The 18052-nt window shown below is 71.8% G+C and carries 13 protein-coding genes and 1 pseudogene; 5 read left to right on the forward strand and 9 right to left on the reverse strand.

Annotated features, from left to right (window positions below; translation table 11 throughout):
- Positions 1–79: 79 nt before the first annotated feature.
- The 3 genes from ACFXKZ_RS04675 to ACFXKZ_RS04685 all read right to left on the reverse strand — a co-directional run bounded on the left by ACFXKZ_RS04675 (position 80) and on the right by ACFXKZ_RS04685 (position 3676).
- The gene (locus ACFXKZ_RS04675) at positions 80–2197 is read right to left on the reverse strand and encodes a 3-hydroxyacyl-CoA dehydrogenase NAD-binding domain-containing protein (protein ID WP_379996352.1); all 2118 of its coding nucleotides are present in this window, start codon (positions 2195–2197) and stop codon (positions 80–82) included.
- The gene (locus tag ACFXKZ_RS04680) at positions 2194–3441 is read right to left on the reverse strand and encodes a thiolase family protein (RefSeq protein ID WP_379996354.1); all 1248 of its coding nucleotides are present in this window, start codon (positions 3439–3441) and stop codon (positions 2194–2196) included. Before ACFXKZ_RS04680 ends, ACFXKZ_RS04675 begins: the two co-directional genes overlap by 4 nt.
- A gap of 61 nt (positions 3442–3502) precedes the next feature.
- On the reverse strand, positions 3503–3676 hold the full coding sequence (locus ACFXKZ_RS04685; protein ID WP_379996356.1) for a hypothetical protein: 174 nt from the start codon (positions 3674–3676) through the stop codon (positions 3503–3505).
- A 645-nt stretch (positions 3677–4321) separates the two neighbouring features.
- Here ACFXKZ_RS04685 and efeO point away from each other — a divergent pair.
- A complete protein-coding gene (efeO, locus tag ACFXKZ_RS04690; RefSeq protein WP_379996358.1) occupies positions 4322–5461 on the forward strand; it encodes an iron uptake system protein EfeO in 1140 nt (379 codons plus the stop codon).
- 85 nt (positions 5462–5546) lie between these two features.
- Positions 5547–6827, forward strand: coding sequence for an iron uptake transporter deferrochelatase/peroxidase subunit (gene efeB, locus ACFXKZ_RS04695; RefSeq protein WP_379996360.1), 1281 nt, complete (start codon positions 5547–5549; stop codon positions 6825–6827).
- A 121-nt stretch (positions 6828–6948) separates the two neighbouring features.
- On the opposite strand, the gene efeU is transcribed toward efeB, so the two are convergent.
- The 4 genes from efeU to ACFXKZ_RS04715 form a co-directional block, all read right to left on the reverse strand.
- Positions 6949–7800, reverse strand: coding sequence for an iron uptake transporter permease EfeU (gene efeU / locus ACFXKZ_RS04700; RefSeq protein WP_379996362.1), 852 nt, complete (start codon positions 7798–7800; stop codon positions 6949–6951).
- 227 nt (positions 7801–8027) lie between these two features.
- Positions 8028–9308: an HRDC domain-containing protein gene (locus tag ACFXKZ_RS04705; RefSeq protein WP_379996364.1), complete on the reverse strand. Its 1281-nt coding sequence runs from the start codon at positions 9306–9308 to the stop codon at positions 8028–8030.
- 245 nt (positions 9309–9553) lie between these two features.
- Complete coding sequence (locus tag ACFXKZ_RS04710) at positions 9554–10222, reverse strand: response regulator transcription factor (protein ID WP_078974877.1); 669 nt, start codon at positions 10220–10222, stop codon at positions 9554–9556.
- Between the two features lie 179 nt (positions 10223–10401).
- Complete coding sequence (locus ACFXKZ_RS04715; RefSeq protein ID WP_379996366.1) at positions 10402–10998, reverse strand: DUF3000 domain-containing protein; 597 nt, start codon at positions 10996–10998, stop codon at positions 10402–10404.
- A gap of 92 nt (positions 10999–11090) precedes the next feature.
- Here ACFXKZ_RS04715 and hemE point away from each other — a divergent pair, with 92 nt between their 5' ends.
- The 3 genes from hemE (at position 11091) to hemQ (ending at position 15250) form a co-directional block, all read left to right on the forward strand.
- Positions 11091–12155 carry a uroporphyrinogen decarboxylase gene (gene hemE / locus ACFXKZ_RS04720; RefSeq protein WP_379996368.1) on the forward strand — a complete coding sequence of 355 codons (1065 nt, stop codon included), beginning with the start codon at positions 11091–11093 and terminating at the stop codon, positions 12153–12155.
- An 815-nt stretch (positions 12156–12970) separates the two neighbouring features.
- A complete protein-coding gene (hemG, locus tag ACFXKZ_RS04725) occupies positions 12971–14422 on the forward strand; it encodes a protoporphyrinogen oxidase (protein WP_379996370.1) in 1452 nt (483 codons plus the stop codon).
- 30 nt (positions 14423–14452) lie between these two features.
- A complete protein-coding gene (gene hemQ, locus ACFXKZ_RS04730) occupies positions 14453–15250 on the forward strand; it encodes a hydrogen peroxide-dependent heme synthase (protein WP_379996373.1) in 798 nt (265 codons plus the stop codon).
- Between the two features lie 522 nt (positions 15251–15772).
- On the opposite strand, the pseudogene ACFXKZ_RS04735 reads toward hemQ, so the two are convergent.
- Both ACFXKZ_RS04735 and ACFXKZ_RS04740 read right to left on the reverse strand, forming a co-directional pair.
- Positions 15773–16977: pseudogene (locus tag ACFXKZ_RS04735) on the reverse strand (DUF692 domain-containing protein).
- 132 nt (positions 16978–17109) lie between these two features.
- Complete coding sequence (locus ACFXKZ_RS04740) at positions 17110–17997, reverse strand: TIGR04222 domain-containing membrane protein (RefSeq protein ID WP_379996375.1); 888 nt, start codon at positions 17995–17997, stop codon at positions 17110–17112.
- Between the last annotated feature and the right edge of the window lie 55 nt (positions 17998–18052).

An 18052-nucleotide genomic window follows, 5' to 3' on the forward strand; every position in this document is an offset into this window, starting at 1 on the left:
GACACGAACGCCGACGGGCGGCCCCATTGATCGGGCCGCCCGTCGGATGTTCTCGACTACCGCTATTGCGGAACCGAAGCTACCGCGGAACCGAGGCCGTGCCTGCCGGCAGGAAGCGCTTGCCGAGGGTTTTCTCGGTGACGCCCGCGCGGTCCAGGTACGGGGTGATGCCGCCCAGGTGGAAGGGCCAGCCGGCGCCGGTGATCATGCACAGGTCGATGTCCTGCGGGGCGGCGACGACGCCCTCCTGGAGCATGCGGTCGATCTCGTCGGCCAGGGCCGCCAGCGCGCGGTCGCGGACCTGCTCCTCCGTGGACGGCGAGTCGCCCACCTCCAGGAGCGCCACCACCTCCGGGTCGACCTCCTGCGCGCCCGAGGCCCAGGTCAGGAACGAGCGCTTGCCCGCCTTGACCACCCGCTCCAGGTTCGGCGACACGCCGAACCGGTCCGGGAAGGCGCCGTGCAGGGTGCCGCCCACGTGGGCCGCGATCGCCGGGCCGACCAGTTCGAGCAGCACCATCGGCGACATCGGCAGACCCAGCGGGGCCAGCGCGTTGTCGGCGACCTCGATCGGGGTGCCCTCGTCCACCGCGGCCAGCACCTCGCCCAGGAAGCGGGTCAGCACACGGTTGACCACGAACGCCGGGGCGTCCTTGACCAGGACCGAGGTCTTCTTCAACTGCTTGGAGACGGCGAACGCGGTGGCGAGCGCCCCGTCGTCGGTCTGCTCTGCGCGCACGATCTCCAGCAGCGGCAGGACCGCGACCGGGTTGAAGAAGTGGAAGCCGACGACCCGCTCGGGGTGGGCCAGCTTCGAGGCCATCTCGGTGATCGACAACGACGAGGTGTTCGTGGCCAGGATGCAGGTCGGCGAGACCACCGCCTCCACCTCGGCGAACACCTGCTGCTTGACCGCCATCTCCTCGAACACGGCCTCGATCACGAAGTCGGCGTCGGCGAACGCGTCCTTCGTCAGCGAGCCGGTCACCAGCGCCTTGAGCCGGTTCGCGGCGTCCGGCGAGACGCGCCCCCGCAGCAGCAGCTTGTCGACCTCGTCGTGCACATAGCCGACGCCCTTGTCCACCCGCTCCTGGTCGATGTCGGTCAGCACGACCGGCACCCGCAGGCGGCGCGCGAACAGCAGCGCGAGTTGGGAGGCCATGAGTCCGGCGCCGACCACGCCGACCTTGGTGACCGGGCGGGCGAGCGCCCGGTCGGGGGCACCCGCCGGTCGCTTGGCGCGCTTTTGCACCAGGTTGAAGGAGTACAGCCCGGCGCGCAGCTCGTCGCCCATGATCAGGTCGGCGAGCGCGTCGTCCTCGGCGTCGAAGCCGGCCTGCACGTCACCGTCGCGGGCCGCGTCGATGATCTCCAGCGCGCGGTACGGCGCGGGGGAGGCGCCGTGCACCTTCGAGTCGGCGATCGCTCGACCCCGCGCGACGGCCGCGTCCCAGCCGGCGCGGCGGTCGATCTCCGGGCGCTCGACCACGATCTCGCCGGAGACGACCTTGCCGGCCCACACCAGCGACTGGGCCAGGAAGTCGGCCGAGTCCACCAGCGCGTCCGCGATCCCGAGCTTGAAGGCCTTGGGGGCGTTGAGCTGACGGTTTTGGTTCAGCGCGTTCTCGATGATCACCGTGACCGCGTTGTCCGGACCGATCAGGTTCGGCAGCAGCACACAGCCGCCCCAGCCGGGGACCAGGCCCAGGAAACACTCGGGCAGCGAGAAGGCGGGCACCGCGGTGGAGATGGTGCGGTACGTGCAGGCCAGGCCGATCTCGACGCCGCCGCCCATCGCCGCGCCGTTGTAGAACGCGAAGGTGGGCACGGACAGCGCGGTCAGCCGCTTGAACGTGTCGTGGCCGGCCTTGCCGATGGCGTGCGCGTGCTCGCGGTTGGTGACCTTCTCGACGCCCTTGAGGTCGGCGCCGACCGCGAAGATGAACGGCTTGCCGGTCACCCCGGCCGCGACGATGTCGCCCGCCGCGGCGAGCGTCTCGATCGTGTCGATCGCGGCGCCGAGCTCGGCCAGGCCCGCCGGGCCGAAGGTGTTCGGCTTGGTGTGGTCGAAGCCGTTGTCGATGGTGATCAGCGCGAACTTTCCGGCGCCGTTCGGGAGGTCGAGTACCCGCACCGGGAAGTGCGAGACCAGCTCGTCCGGGAAGACCTCGGCGGCCAGTCGCGTCAGGTCGCTCACTTGTCGTTCCCCTCGGAGTTCGCGCCGGCGGTCGTGGTGTCCGCGTCGGCCCCGGTCCAGTTCGGGTTCTCCCAGATGACGGTCCCGCCCATGCCGAGCCCGATGCACATCGAGGTCAGGCCGTAGCGGACCTCGGGGTGCGCCTCGAACTGGCGCGCGAGCTGGGTCATCAGCCGCACGCCGGAGGAGGCGAGCGGGTGGCCGAAGGCGATCGCGCCGCCGTACTTGTTCACGCGCGGGTCGTCGTCGGCGATCTTGTAGTGGTCCAGGAAGGACAACACCTGGACCGCGAACGCCTCGTTCAGCTCGAACAGGCCGATGTCGTCGATGCTCAGCCCGGCGCGCTCCAGCGCCTTCTCGGTGGCCGGGACCGGGCCGATGCCCATCACCTCGGGCTCGACGCCGGCAAACGCGAACTGCACCAGGCGCATCTTGATCGGCAGGCCCAGCTCGCGCGCGGTGTCCTCGGCGGCGAGCAGACACGCGGTCGCGCCGTCGTTGAGGCCGGCCGCGTTGCCCGCGGTGACCCGGCCGTGCGGGCGGAACGGGGTCTTGAGCGCGGCCAGGCCCTCCAGGGTGGTGCCCGGGCGCATCGGCTCGTCCGCCGTGGCCAGGCCCCAGCCCTGCTCCACCGAGCGGGCCGCGACCGGCACCAGGTCGGGCTGGATCAGATTGTCGGCGTACGCCTTGGCGGCCTTCTCCTGGCTGCCCACGGCGAACCGGTCCGCGCGCTCCTTGGTGAGCTGCGGGAAGCGGTCGTGGATGTTCTCGGCGGTGTTGCCCATGACCAGCGCGGAGGGGTCCACCAACTGCTCGGAGATGATCCGCGGGTTCGGGTCGGCGCCCTCGCCCATGGGGTGTCGGCCCATGTGCTCGACACCGCCGGCGACCACCACGTCGTAGGCACCGAACGCGATGCCGCCGGCGGCCGTGGTGACCGCGGTCATCGCGCCCGCGCACATGCGGTCGATCGCGTAGCCGGGCACCTCGCGCGGCAGCCCGGCCAGCAGCGCCGCGGTGCGGCCGATGGTCAGGCCCTGGTCGCCGATCTGCGTGGTGGCCGCGATCGCGACCTCGTCCACGCGTGCCGGCGGCAGCGACGGGTTGCGGCGCATCAGCTCACGGATACACGCGATGACGAGGTCGTCGGCTCGCGTCTCGTGGTAGATGCCCTTGGGGCCGGCCTTGCCGAAGGGGGTACGGACGCCGTCTACGAAGACGACGTCCCGGACGTTACGAGGCACGAGCGCACACTCCTCCACCGATGGGTACGGGCCCCATGCTACTCATGGGTAACCACGTGGCCTAGCCCTCGGTCCCCATCGGCCCGTCGGCGCGTCTCGACCGCGGTCGCCGGGGGGTCGGCCACAGGTGCACCGGACCGCCGGCCGCGAGCAGTACCGCGCCCTGCCGGATCACCGTCCGGCCGGACCCGACCACCGCCCGGATCGAGTACGCCGCGGCGAGTACCGCGATCATCCCGTACCGGACCAGTGCCGAAGCGTCGAACGCGGCCCGATCGGCGCGCAGCAGTCGCAGCAGCGCGATCGCGGTCAGGCCGTAGGGGGCGAGCGAGATGGAGGTGGCGATCAGGATGATCCGCTCGAACCGATCCCCCGGGCCGCCGCGATCCAGTAGCCCGAGCGCCGGGTGCGGGCGCAGGTACCGACCCCGACACGGTCGCGGCGCCGGGGTCGGCTGCGGCCGCGGTGGTGGTCGTGTCCGCAGCGGCGGCGGTCGCGGTGGCGGAGCGAGCCCCGGGCGATGCGGCGGAGAGACGGTCCTCCGAGGTGGTCACGGGTGCTCCGGGTTGAACGGACTTGGCACGACCCTACGTATTTATCGGGCTTGCCACCTTTTGCCGCGCCAAAGGACCCGAGCGGGACGTGATGTGATCCACGTTCGCCGCGCCGGGCCTTTACTTCGCCTTGACTGTATGGGGTCATTCGGCTGACAAAATAAGCCAAGCCTAGGCTTGGTTAGCCTTGCCTAATAATTGCTTTTCGTCCGTTTTATACGGCACTGCCATGCCCATCCGTGCGTCCTGCGTGTCCTGTACATCCTGCTTCTGCTCGTCTGCCGGGCTTCGACCCGTCTTCGCCTGTCTCGTCCCCGGGAGAGTTCATGTCTGTCGTCCGTCGTCGCCCCACCGCCACCCGCGCGTTGGGTGTCGGGTTGTTGCTGGCGTTGCCGCTCGCGTTGACCGCGTGCAACAGCGACGACTCCTCAGGCGACGCGGTCAAGGTGACCGCCAAGGACAAGTCCTGCGACGTCGCCAAGAAGGACTGGCCCGCGGGCAAGAACAGCATCAAGGTGACCAACAAGGGCAACCAGATCACCGAGCTCTACGTCTACGCGCAGGGCGACCGGATCGTCACCGAGCGGGAGAACATCGGCCCCGGCACGTCGGCCACGCTGAACTTCGAGATCAAGGCCGGCACCTACGAGGTCGCCTGCAAGCCCGGCATGAAGGGCGACGGCATCCGGCAGAAGGTCACCGTCGCGGGCACCCCCGCCGAGAAGCCGATCGACCCCAGGCTCGCCCAGGCCGTCGCGCACTACCGGACCTTCACCAACGACACGGTCGCGCAGATGATGCCGATCGCGACCGAGTTCGTGAAGGCGGTCAAGGCCGGCGACGTGGCCAAGGCCAAGGAGCTCTACCCGAAGTCGCGCCTGGGCTGGGAGACCATCGAGCCGGTCGCGGAGAGCTTCGGCGACCTCGACCCGCAGATGGACGCGCGCGAGGCGGACCTGGAGCCCGGTCAGGAGTGGTCCGGCTGGCACCGGATCGAGAAGGCACTGTGGACCACCGGGCAGATCACCGACGTCGAGAAGGGCTACGCCGACCGCCTGATGGCCGACCTGAACACGCTCCAGTCCAAGGTCGGCACCGTCGACATCACCCCGACCTCGATCGCCAACGGCGCCAAGGGCCTGCTCGACGAGGTGGCCACCGGCAAGGTCACCGGCGAGGAGGAGGCGTTCAGCCACACCGACCTGTGGGACTTCGCGGGCAACGTGGACGGCGCGAAGAAGGCTTTCGAATTGCTCAAGCCGTATGTGGCGGAGAAGGACGCGGCGCTGACCGGCACCCTCGACGCCGAGTTCGCCAAGATCCAGGGCCTGCTGTTCAAGTACAAGCAGGGCGAGGGCTACGTCTCCTACGACACGGTCGACGAGGCCAAGCGCAAGGAACTCTCGGACGCGGTCAACGCGCTCGGCGAGCCGCTCTCGAAGCTTGCCGGCGTCGTCGCCCAGTGACATCGCCCGCCATCGCGAAGCACGAACCGACCGAGCCGACCGAACCCCACGAGCCGACCGCACCGCACGAGCCTAGGGAGGGCCCATGACCGAGATCGAACGTGTCGCCGAGGCGGTCGAACCGCCGTCGGGCGACGGATTCAGTCGACGGGCGCTGCTGGGCTGGACCGGTGGCGCGCTCGTGGTCGGCGCAGCCGCGGCGGGCGGGGTGGCCACCGCGGTCACCGGGAGTGAGGACAAGTCGTCCACGCCGACCCCGGGCGCGGTCGACTTCCACGGCGTGAACCAGGCCGGCATCGCCACCCCGGTTCAGGACCGGCTGCACTTTTGCGTGTTCGACGTGATCACCGACGACCGCGCCAAACTGGTGCGCATGCTCCAGCAGTGGACCGCCGCCGCGGCCGCGATGACCGCGGGCAAGCAGATCGGGACCGGCGCCGACAGCGGTGTGCCCGAGTCGCCGCCCGACGACACGGGCGAGGCGGTCGGGCTGCCGCCGAACAACCTCACACTCACCGTCGGGTTCGGCCCCACGCTGTTCACCAAGGACGGCCGGGACCGCTTCGGGATCGCCGCGAAGAAGCCGGAGGCGCTGACCGAACTACCCGCGTTCCCCGGGGACAAGCTCGACCCGCAGCGCTCCGGCGGCGACATCGCCGTCCAGGCCTGCTCCGACGACCCCCAGGTCGCGGTGCACGCGATCCGCAACCTGGCCCGGATCGGCTTCGGCGTGGTGTCGGTGCGCTGGTCGCAGCTGGGCTTCGGCAAGACGTCCTCGACCACGCCCGAGGCGATGACCCCGCGCAACCTGTTCGGCTTCAAGGACGGCACGCGCAACATCGCCGGCACCGAGACCGACCGGCTGCGCGAGCACGTGTGGGTGCCGGCCGGTGAGGGCCCGGCGTGGATGACCGGTGGCTCCTACCTGGTCGCACGCCGGATCCGGATGCACATCGAGACCTGGGATCGCACCTCGCTGCAGGAGCAGGAAGACGTGATCGGCCGCAACAAGGGTGTGGGCGCGCCGCAGGGCGCGACCGGCGAACACGACGTGGTACCGCTCAAGGCGCTGCCGGAGAAGTCGCATGTGCGGCTGTCACACCCCGACACCAACAACGGCGCGACCATTCTGCGTCGCGGCTACTCGTTCGTGGACGGCTCGGACGGCCTCGGCCGGCTGGAGGCGGGCCTGTTCTTCCTGGCCTACCAGCGCGACCCGCGCAAGGGCTTCATCCCGATCCAGCAGCGGCTGGCGTCGAACGACGCGATGAACGAGTACATCCAGCACGTGGGCTCGGCCCTGTTCGCGTGTCCGGGCGGCGTGCGCGGCGCGGACGACTACTGGGGCAAGGCACTGTTCGCCTGAGCGACCCGGTGACCCGGCGGCCCATGGACCGAAGGCCCGAGACACCGAGGGGCCCGACCCGAAGCACCGCTTCGGATCGGGCCCCTCGCCCGTGCCGTCCCGTCCCACTGACGCCCCCGGATCAGGCGGCGGTCGTCGTCTCCCGAGGCGCCGCCGACGGAGCCTTCTTCGGGCCGCCCTTGGGGAGCAGGAAGAACAGCGCCATGACCGGGATCAGATAGGCCGTCCAGACGGTGACCTGGAGGACCGTGGGGTCGGGCTGGAAGTTGAGGATGCCCTTGAGGAGGGTGCCGTACCAGGTGTCCGGGGGGATGGTGTCGCTGATGTCGAAGGCCCGGTTCGACAGCCCGGGGAGGTAGTCGGCCTCCTGGAGGTCGTGGACGCCGTACGCGAGTACGCCGGCGGCGACGACGACGAGTGCGGCGCCGGTCCAGAGGAAGAACCTGGCGAGGTTGATGCGGACGGCGCCGGCGTAGAAGAGGTAGCCGAGCACGACGGCGGTGGCCAGTCCGAGGGCGACGCCGATCATCGGCTCGGTGTTCTCGCCGGTGGAGCGGGCCGTGCCCCACACGATCACCGCGGTCTCCAGGCCCTCCCGCCCCACGGACAGGAACGCGGTCAACACCAGGGCACCGGTGCCCATCGCCAGCGCGTGGTCCAGCTTGCCCTGCAACTCCGCCTTGAGCGCGTGCGAGGTACGCCGCATCCAGAAGATCATCCACGTGACCAGCGCCACCGCGAAGATGGACAACGAGCCGCCGAACGCCTCCTGCTCCTTGAAGTCCATCTCCGCCGAGGTCAGTTCGAGGGCGGCCTCCAGGGCCACGCTCATCGCGACGGCCGCGCCGATCCCCACCCACACTGCCGGCAGTGCCTCGCGTCGACCGGTCTTGACGAGATAGGCGATCAGGATGCTGACCACCAGGGCCGCTTCCAGGCCCTCGCGCAGGCCAATCAGATAGTTGGCAAACACAGGCCACCCCGCAGGCTCGAACACATGGTGAGAAAATTAGGCGAGCCTAACCAAACCATTCGGAGGGATCCGGCGTCAATGCGGACAAAGCAAAGCTCGGGTAAGGCGGTACGGGCGGCCGGCCGCCGGCTCGCCGGGCGTCCGCGGGCACCCGAAAGCGCGCCGCGCCGGGACCGATGCGCCCGGCTCGCGGCGGTCGTTCCGAGGCTTTGGCCCCGGTGTGTGACTCAGGTTCCGCCGGTGCCGTTGGCGGCGTGTGCGGCCAGGCGCAGGAACGCGCCCGACAGGGCCGGCGCGGTGAGCGCGATCTGCCAGGGCCGGGCGCCGAACTCGCGCAGTACATCGCCGACCGCGTCCGCGGTGGGTGCCGACGGCGGCGCCCAGGCCAACCGGCGTACGTAGTCCGGCGCGAGCAGGTTCTCGGTGGGCAGCGTGTGCTCGTCCGCGATGGCCGCCACCGCGGTCTTGGCGGCGGTCAGGCGCTCCGCGGCGGCCGGGTCCTTGTCGGTCCACGCGCGGGCCGGCGGCGGGCCCTCGTGCGGCAGTGTGGACATCGGCAGCTCGACCTCGGGCAGCGCCCTGGCCTGCTCGATCGCGGCCAGCCACACCCCGGCCTGGCGTCGGCTGTCCCGGCCGGTGAAGCCCGGCAGCGCGAGCAGCGCGGCCACCGACGCGGGCCCGGCCAGCGCGGCCTCGACGATCGCGGTGTCCGGGATGACCCGACCCGGCGAGACGTCCTTTTGGCGGGCGATGGTGTCCCGGGCCTGCCACAACGAGCGCACGATGGCCAACTGCCGGCGGCGGCGCACCCGGTGCAGGCCCGACGTGCGGCGCCACGGGTCGACCCGGGGGGCGGGCGGCGGCGCGGCGGCGATCGCGGCGAACTCCTGCAGCGCCCAGTCGAGCTTGCCCTGCTCGGTCAGCGTCGCCTCGAGCTCGTTGCGCAGCTCGATCAGCACCTCGACGTCCAACGCCGCGTAGCGCAGCCAGGGCTCGGGCAGCGGACGGGTGGACCAGTCCACCGCCGAGTGCCCCTTCTCCAGCGAGAAGCCGAGTACGGCCTCCACCATCGCGCCCAGGCCCACCCGGGGGAAGGCGGCCAGCCGGCCCGCCAGCTCGGTGTCGAAGATGCGCCGGGGGACCATGCCGACCTCGGCCAGGCAGGGCAGGTCCTGGGAGGCGGCGTGCAGGACCCATTCGGCGTCGACGATCGCGGCGCCGAGCGCGGACAGGTCGGGGCAGGCCGCCGGGTCGACCAGGGCGCTGCCCGCGCCGGCCCGGCGCAGCTGGATCAGATACGCGCGTTGCCCGTAGCGATAGCCCGACGCCCGTTCGGCGTCGACGGCGACCGGTCCCGCTCCGGCGGCGAAGGCGGCGACGGTCTCGGCGAGCGCCTCCGGGTCCGCCACGACCGGCGGAACGCCCTCGCGAGGTGCCAGGAGCGGGACCGGCGCCGGGGGGACCGGCGCCGGAAGTTCGGATGAGGTTTCGAAGGAGGCGTCGGTCACCCCACCAAAATAACCCGCCCGCCCGGCCGACCGGGCAGGTCCCCGCCAAGGTGGGCGTGCCACGGCGGGTGTAGGGCGGTCGGAACCGCACGAAATCGCGCGCGGAACCGGAAAGCCGACTCTCGGAAAAGCCGAATCCCGGCGGGTGGGTTCACCCGCCGGGATTCGGCTGTACCTGATGATGTGTCACCTGATGAGGTGTCCTGACGCTCCGCCGGCCCTGGACCGGTCGGTGCCGACCGGGGTCAGCTGATGATGCCCGCCCGCAACGCGAGGGCCACCATGCCGGCCCGGTCGCCCGTGCCCATCTTGCGGGCGATGCGGGCGAGATGGCTCTTGACCGTCAGCGCCGACAGGCCCATCGCCTGACCGATCGCCTTGTTGGACCGGCCCTCCGCGACGAGGCGCAGGACCTCGATCTCGCGCGCCGAAAGCTCCCGGACGCCGGAGCCGGGCTCCGTCCCGCGCTGTTCCGACGGACGCATGCGGTTTGCCTGGGGCATCCCGTGGTGCATTCCGGCTTGCCGTGCGTGTCCAGGGTTCAGTCCCGCTCGCGCGCCGGTCACGACGTAGCCCCGAACACCCGCGGCAAGCGCGGAGCGAACGGCACCGATGTCGTCGGCTGCGGAGAGTGCCAGGCCGTTCGGCCACCCGGACGCGCGCATCTCGGTGAGAAGCGTGAGTCCGGAGCCGTCCGGCAGGTGCACGTCGGCGACACACAGGTCGCGCGGCGTGCCGGCACGGGAGCGAGCCTCGGCGATGGTCGACGCCCCGACGACGTCGCGTACACCGAGGGCCCACAGGTGGCGGATGACGGCGTCGCGAACCCGGGGGTCCGCGACGACGACCATCGCCGTGGGCTTGGAAGGACGATAGGCAAGCAGGTTTGCAGGGTGATCGAGAAGTACCGACACCGGGCCTCCTGCGCAGTGATCGCGATTCCCGAAGAAGCGGCCCGACCAGCTACTCCTTCGGGGTGGTCACCCTGTCCTTCGGCACATATGGCGCCGGGCTTTAGAGGAAGATCCAAATCCGTTATGCGACGTTGACCCGGGTGTGTGACCGAGGGGTCTCGCGACGGTGATCCGGCGTGTCAGGAACCGGGTCGTGAGGGCCGGCGCGGTATGGCGACGACGCCCTCCCCGGCCGTCACCGGTGGCAAACCGGCGCAGGTGCACAGCAGTTCGGTCCACGCCAGCAGATGCGGCAGCAACTCGTCGTCGGCCGGTGTCCACGACGCCCTGACCTCGATCTCGGTGCGGGCGATCTGTCCGGAGAGTCCGCCGAAGCCCTGCGAGGTGCTGCGGCTGACCGTGCCGCTGGGGGCGCGATAGGTCGCGCCGACCGCGTACAGCGACTCGGTCAGCCAGGTCCAGCCGACCTCGGGCAGCAGCGGGTCCATCGCCAGTTCGGGTTCGAGTTCGGCGCGGGTCATGGTGACCACGCGGAACGTGCCCTCCCACGCCTCGTGGCCCGCCGGGTCGTGCAGCAGCACGATCCGGCCGCCGGCGAGTTCGTCCTCGTCCTCGCCGAGCGCCACCTCGGCGGCGAACGCGGCGGAGTACGGCGCCAGGCCACGCGGCCGGGCCATCTCCTCCAGCACGATCTCCGGGCGCAGGACCGCGGCCCGCCATCCGGCCAGTGCCTGCCGGAACTCCTCGGGCTCCTCGGTCTCGCCGACTCCTGCCATGCCTGGCAGCCTAGGCCGCATCGGGGGGGTCGGGCCCGGGCGACGCGCCGGGCGGGGTGCTCCGTCTGGGCCGCCCGCGTGCGTCTGGGACCATGGCGGATGTGACCGAAACGAGCCTTCCGCACGCCACCGTCCGCGACTCGGCCTTCCTGCGCGCCTGCCGGCGCGAACCCGTCCCGCACACCCCGGTGTGGTTCATGCGTCAGGCGGGCCGTTCGTTGCCCGAGTACCGCAAGCTGCGCGAGGGCATCGCGATGCTCGACTCGTGCATGCGGCCGGACCTGGTCACCGAGATCACGCTGCAGCCGGTGCGGCGGCACGGGGTGGACGCGGCGATCTTCTTCAGCGACATCGTGGTCCCGCTCAAGGCGATCGGGGTCGACCTCGACATCAAGCCCGGTGTCGGTCCCGTGGTGGCGAACCCGATCCGCTCGCGCGCCGACCTCGCGCAGTTGCGCGACCTCACGCCCGACGACGTGCCGTACATCACCGAGGCGGTCGGCCAACTCGTCGGCGAGCTGGGCGCCACGCCGCTGATCGGCTTCGCCGGTGCGCCGTTCACCCTCGCGAGTTACCTGGTCGAGGGCGGGCCGTCGAAGAACCACGAGCGCACCAAGGCGCTGATGTACGGCGACCCGCAGCTGTGGGCCGACCTGGTGGACCGGCTCGCGGAGATCACCTCGGCGTTCCTGAAGGTACAGATCGAGGCGGGCGCGTCGGCGATCCAGCTGTTCGACTCGTGGGCCGGGGCGCTGTCCGCGGCGGACTACCGGGCGTCGGTGCTGCCGGCGAGCACGAAGGTCTTGGCGTCGGTCGAGCACTACGGCGTGCCGCGGATTCACTTCGGGGTGGGCACCGGCGAGTTGTTGCGCATGTTCGGCGAGGCCGGGGCGGACGTGGTGGGCGTCGACTGGCGCATCCCGCTGGACGAGGCGGCGCGGCGGGTGGGGCCGGGGCGGGCGTTGCAGGGGAACCTGGACTCGGCGGTGGTGTTCGCGCCGTGGGAGGCGATTCGGGCCAAGGCCGATGAGGTGTTGGCGGCGGGGCGTGGTGCGGAGGGGCACATTTTCAATTTGGGGCATGGGGTTTTGCCGAATACGGACCCCGAGGTGCTCACGCGCCTGGTGGCGCATGTGCACTCGGCCGGCGCTCGGTAGGTCGGCTTTTGGCCTCATGCGCCGGCCGGGCTCGCCGTAACCCGGGCTGGGCCCGCGCTGCGCCCGCGCTGCGCTTGGGTTTGCGGTTCGGCCGGGCTGGGGGTGGGTCGCTTGGCCTCAAGCGCCGGCCGGGCTGATGTGGTGGTTGGGCCGGCGTTGGGATTTGGTCGGGTTGGGGTGGCCTCATGCGCCGGCCGGGCTGGATTGGTTGCGGTGGGGTGGGTGGCTTGGCCTCAAGCGCCGGTCGGGCTGGGGTCGGGGTCGGGTTGGGTGGCTTCAAGTGCCGGCCGGGCTGGATTGGTTGCGGTGGGGTGGGTGGCTTGGTCTTGAGGGCCGGTCGGGCTGGGGTCGGGTTGGGTGGCTTCAAGTGCCGGCCGGGCTGATGTGGTGGTTGGGCCGGCGTTGGGATTTGGTCGGGTTGGGGTGGCCTCATGCGCCGGCCGGGCTGATTTTGGTGGGCTGACTTGGCCGGCTGGCGGATTGGTCGGATCGGGCCGGGCCGGGTTGGCTGGTTGGGCTGGGTGGGTTGGGCGGATCGGCTTGGTTGGGCCGGGTTCGACTGGGGTGGTTGGGGCAGGTGGGTTCGCTGGGTTGGTCTGATTGGGTGGGCTTATTGGGCGTTGTGGGTTGGATTTGGTGAGTTGGGTTGTTTGGGGCTGGGTGGGTTTGGTGCCCCGGGTTTGGTGAGTTGGGGTGGGTGGGGTTGGCCTGGCTCTGCCGGGTTGGGTGGCTTGGGGTTGTCGGGTTGCGGTTGGGGCTTAGGGGGGTTTGGCTTCGGGGGTTCGGTTGGGGCGGCTTTCGGGAGCGGGTGTGACGTGGGTGGTTCGGTGGTGGGTGGCGGGCGGCATGTGGTTGTTGTCGGTGGTGGGATCGCCGGGTTGACGGCTGCCTGGGTTTTGCTGCGGGATGGGGATCCCGGGCTCACCGTTACCGTGCTCGAGGGGGCTTCCCGGGTGGGGGGGAAGCTGCATGCCGGGAGTATTGCCGGGGTTGCGGTCGACGAGGGTGCGGAGTCGATGTTGGCTCGGCGTTTTGAGGCGATCGACCTGGCTCGTGAGGTCGGGTTGGGCGACGATCTTCAGCCGCCGGCCACCGCGGGCGCGTCGTTGTGGACGCGTGGTGCGTTGCGGCCGATGCCGCGCGGCCATGTGATGGGTGTGCCGGGCGACCTGGAGCCGCTGGCGGCGAGCGGGGTGTTGTCGCCCGCGGGCCTGGCCCGGATCCCGCTGGACCACGCGCTGGCGCCGCACCGCTACGAGGACGACGTCTCGGTCGGCCGCTACGTCGCCGAACGGCTCGGCCACGAGGTGGTGGACCGGCTCGTCGAGCCGCTGCTCGGTGGGGTGTACGCGGGCAACGCCTACGACATCTCGCTCGCCGCCGCCGTCCCGCAGCTGTTGCCGATCGCCCGCTCCGGCGGCTCGCTGGTGGCGGGGGTGCGCCACCTGCTCGACGACGCCGCCGAGCGGCCCGCGGGGCCGGTGTTCATGGGGGTACGCGGCGGTGTCGGGCGGCTGCCGCTCGCGGTCGCCGGCGCCGTGGTGGCCGGTGGGCGCGGCAGCATCCGGACCCGGACCACGGTGCGCGAGTTGGAGCGCACGCCGACCGGCTGGCGGCTGATCACCGGGCCGACCAACGCCCCCGTCCCGATCGAGGCGGACGCGGTGGTGCTCGCGGTACCGGCCGCGCCCGCGGCCCGCCTCCTGCGCCCGCACTCGACGGTCGCGGCGGTCGAACTGTCCTCGATCGAATATGCGGGCATGGCGCTGGTGACCCTCGCGTTCCGGCGCGCCGACCTGGCGTCGACGCCCGCCGGAACCGGGTTCCTGGTGCCGCCGGTGGACGGCCGGCGGATCAAGGCGAGCACGTTCGCGTCGAACAAGTGGGGCTGGCTCGCCGAATCGGTTCCGGACCTGTTCGTGCTGCGCACCTCGCTCGGCCGCGCAGGCGAGGAGGCGGTGCTCCAGCGCGAGGACGCCGAACTGATCGCCGACTCGCTCGACGACCTGCGCGAGGCGGTCGGACTGACCGCCGAGCCGATCGACACCCGGGTCACCCGCTGGGGCGGCGGGCTGCCCCAGTACGCGGTCGGCCACCTCGGTCGCATCGCCTGCGTGCGCGACGCGGTCGAGCGGTTGCCGCGCCTGGCGGTGTGCGGTGCGGTGTACGAGGGCGTCGGCATCCCGGCGTGTGTGGCGAGCGCGACCAAGGCCGCGACCGAGGTGCTGGCGCAGCTCGCCAGGCCGTACGCGCGCCCCGTGCACTGAGCGCGGGGACGAGCCAGGCAGAATCGGACCATGACGCAAAGCACCGCGGAGAACAGCCCGGAACCGGTCGACGCCGCCGCAGCGGTGGTCGACGCCGCCCTCAACGCCGACGGCCCGGAGTCCGCAGGCGAACCCGCGCCGGCCCGGCGCAAGGCCCGCGACCTCAACCAGGTGATCAGGTACACGATGTGGTCGGTCTTCCGACTCCGTGAGCCGCTGCCGGGTGCGCGGGCCGGGCTGGCGGGCGAGGTCGAGCAGTTGTTCGAGCAGCTGCTCGACAAGGACGTCGTGGTGCGCGGCACCTATGACGTCTCCGGCCTGCGCGCCGACGCGGACCTGATGATCTGGTGGCACGCGGAGGACTCGGACGCGCTTCAGGAGGCGTACAACCTCTTCCGGCGCACCGGCCTGGGCCGGCTCCTGGAGCCGGTGTGGTCGAACATGGCGCTGCACCGTCCGGCCGAGTTCAACAAGAGCCACATCCCGGCCTTCCTGGCCGAGGAGACCCCGCGCGACTACGTCGCGGTGTACCCGTTCGTGCGCTCGTACGAGTGGTATCTGCTGGAGGACGACGAGCGCCGCCGGCTGCTCGCCGAGCACGGGCGGATGGCGCGCGGCTACCCGGACGTGCGGGCCAACACGGTGCCGTCGTTCGCGCTGGGCGACTACGAGTGGATCCTCGCCTTCGAGGCGGACGAGCTGCACCGCATCGTCGACCTGATGCGGCACCTGCGCGGTTCGGAGACGCGCCGCCACGTGCGCGAGGAGGTGCCGTTCTACACCGGTCGCCGGCACCCGGTCGCCGAACTGCTCGCCGGTCTGGTCTGAGCCTTCGCCCCGGTCGGTCGGACCGCGATCGATCGCTCCGACCGACCGGGGGCGCGGCGACGCGTCGAATCTAGGTCGAACTCGAACAGGACGATCCGCTGGAGCAGGACGATCCGCTCGAACACGACGACCCGCAGGACGATCCACTAGAACAGGACGTCCCGCTCGAACCCGAGGAATCGCCGCCTGCGCCCGCGCCGCAGGACCAGCCGATGCCGCACGAGGTGTGGTGGCCGTGCCAGTGGTGATGGTGATGGTGGTCGTGCGCGTCGTGCCCCTGGTATCCCTGCGGGCCGAGTGGCCACGGACCGGGGTACGGACCGGGCCCGCCGCCATACGGCCTCCCGGTGCCCGGTGCCCGCCCGAAGGCCGGTCCCGCCGGTCGGCCGAAGGTGTGGCGGAGCCGGCGTCGGGCCGCGCGGTGGGCCACGACGACGATCACGATCGGCAGGGCGGCGGCGAGGACCACCAACGCCCCGAGCAGCAACCAGAACATGGTGTCGACCCCCGTGCGTGAAGTGCCTACCCGTGGCCGGCCGGCGCGCGGGATGCGAATCGGGTGCGCAGCCGGGCCCATCGGGACGGCTTTCGTTCGACGAACACCTCGGCCAGCGCCTTCGGCAGCGCGTCCCGCTCCCACAGATGGGCCGCGAAGGCGTGTACGTCGGCGCGGGTGCCTCCCTCGGCGGGCTTCGGGTGGACCAAGGCCCAGGTCATGAACTCGCCCGGCCAGCGCGGGCCCAGCGCCGTCGCCAGCTCCGGCAGCGCGCGCAGCGCCGAGTCGCGCCGTTTGGCGGCCAGCGCGCGGGCCTGTACGCGCACCCGGTCCGGATCGAAGCCCGGCGGTGTCGGCCCGCCGGCGACCAGTGCCGCGAGCAGCGCGGTCTGCTGTGCGGCCAGCCGCTCGCGCGCGCTCACCGGCGCACCGCCGTCCGGTCCACCACGCCCCGGATCGCGGCCAATTCGGCGGCGATCTCGCCCGCCGTCGGGAAGTCGCCGTCGCGTTCGAGCAGTACGCGCGGCGGCGGGCGCAGCCCGCACAGCGTGGCCAGTACCTCCAGGATCGGCGCGGTCACCGGGTGCGCGTGGGTGTCGTGCCACAGGCCGTCGCGTTCGACGCCGCCGGCGACGTGTACGTACTCCACCGCCTCCAGTGGGAGTTCGGCCAGCGCGGCGGCCGGGTCGACGCCGTGGTTGATCCGCTGGGTGTGCAGGTTGGCCACGTCGATCAGCAGCCGCACGCCGGTGCGCTCGACCAGTTCGGTCAGGAAGCGGGCCTCGCTCATCTCGTTGTCGGGCCAGGTCAGCAGCGTCGCCGGGTTCTCCAGGGCGAGCGGGACCGGCAGCGCGTCCTGGGCGATGCGGACGTTTTCCGTGACCACGTCGAGCGCGTCCCACGTCATCGGCGTCGGCAGCAGGTGACCGGCCTCCATGCCGCCGGCCCGGACGAACGCCAGGTGTTCGCTGATCACCGGCGAGCCGAGGGCTCCCGCCACCTCCGCCAGCCGGGCAAGGCGTGCGGGGTCGGGACGGTCCGCGCCCGCCAGGCCGAGGCCGACGCCGTGCGGGATCACCTCGACGCCGCGCTCGCACAACACGCGCAGCGACTCGGGCAGGTGTCCGACGCATACGTTCTCCGCGACGACCTCGACGAAGTCGACGCCGGCCAGGCGCTCGACGGTCAGATCGATCTCCGGCCGCCATCCGATTCCCACCGCTGTCCGCATACGTCCAGCATGGCGGGTGCGTCCCGGACCGAAACAGGCGGAGTTCCCTCGATTCGCCCGCTCCGGACGCTCCGCGTGGCAAGTGGCCCGCGACACCGACGGACTGCGGGCCGCGCGACGGGCGCGGTCGGGTCAGTTGCCGCAGCCGTCGGCGGTGCCGCCGCAGGAGCCGGCCCGGGCGCCCTGGGGGGAGGCACAGGAGGTGTTGCCGCACCAGACGGACTCCGGGGGGCGGCCGGCGGGGGTGGGCGCGTTGCGGCGGAAGATCTCCTTGACCACCGGGTCGGGGAAGCGGTCCAGGCCCCACAGGGCGACCGCGCCCAGGTCGTCGGCGCCGAGCGCGGCCACGGCCGCCTCGTCGCGGCGCAGCCGGATCAGCCGGCGCGTGGTCGGCGCGGTGGGCACCACCCGCTCGCCGAACACGCCCAGGAGCAGCAGGCCCGCGACACACGCCTGGCTGCCGATCACCGCGAGCAGCAGGCCCACCCACGGCAGCGCGCCCGAGGTCGCGTCGTCGGCGCGGACGAAGCCCGCGACCGCGGTGGCCAGGCCAAGGGGGAGGGTGGCGAACAGCGCCCAGCGGGGCAGTCGGCGCGGACCCGCGTCCGGGCGGGCGATCAGGCCGGCCGCGAACAGGTCGGCGCCGATGCCCTGGATCTGCGGCGCCGCGGCCACCCGGGCGCGCAGGTCGCGCAGCGGCAGGCCGCCGTACTCCCGATCCAGGATCCGCAGCGGCGCGTCGCCCGCCGCGTCGCCCGCCGCGTCGGCCGCCGGCGCCCGGGCCGCGACCACCTGCCCGTCGCGGTTCAGGTGCAGCGCGCCCTCGCCGAGCAGGGCCAGGATCGACACGTCGGCCGCGCGGGCCGCGCCGCCGACGACGAACGCGTATTCGGCCGCGCCCAGTTCGGCCAGGCGCGCCCGGTTCGCCCGCCGGCCGCCGCGCCGGGCGGACCCGATGGCGACGCCGAGTACGAGCGCCGTCCAGACCGAGTACGCGAGGGGTGGCAGCCAGGGATTCATGGTCCCCAGACATAGCGGACGCACCCGCCGCACGCGGGCTGGATGTGAGTTTTGC

It is taken from the genome of Embleya sp. NPDC059237 (assembly GCF_042754105.1).
Taxonomy (GTDB): Bacteria; Actinomycetota; Actinomycetes; order Streptomycetales; family Streptomycetaceae; genus Embleya.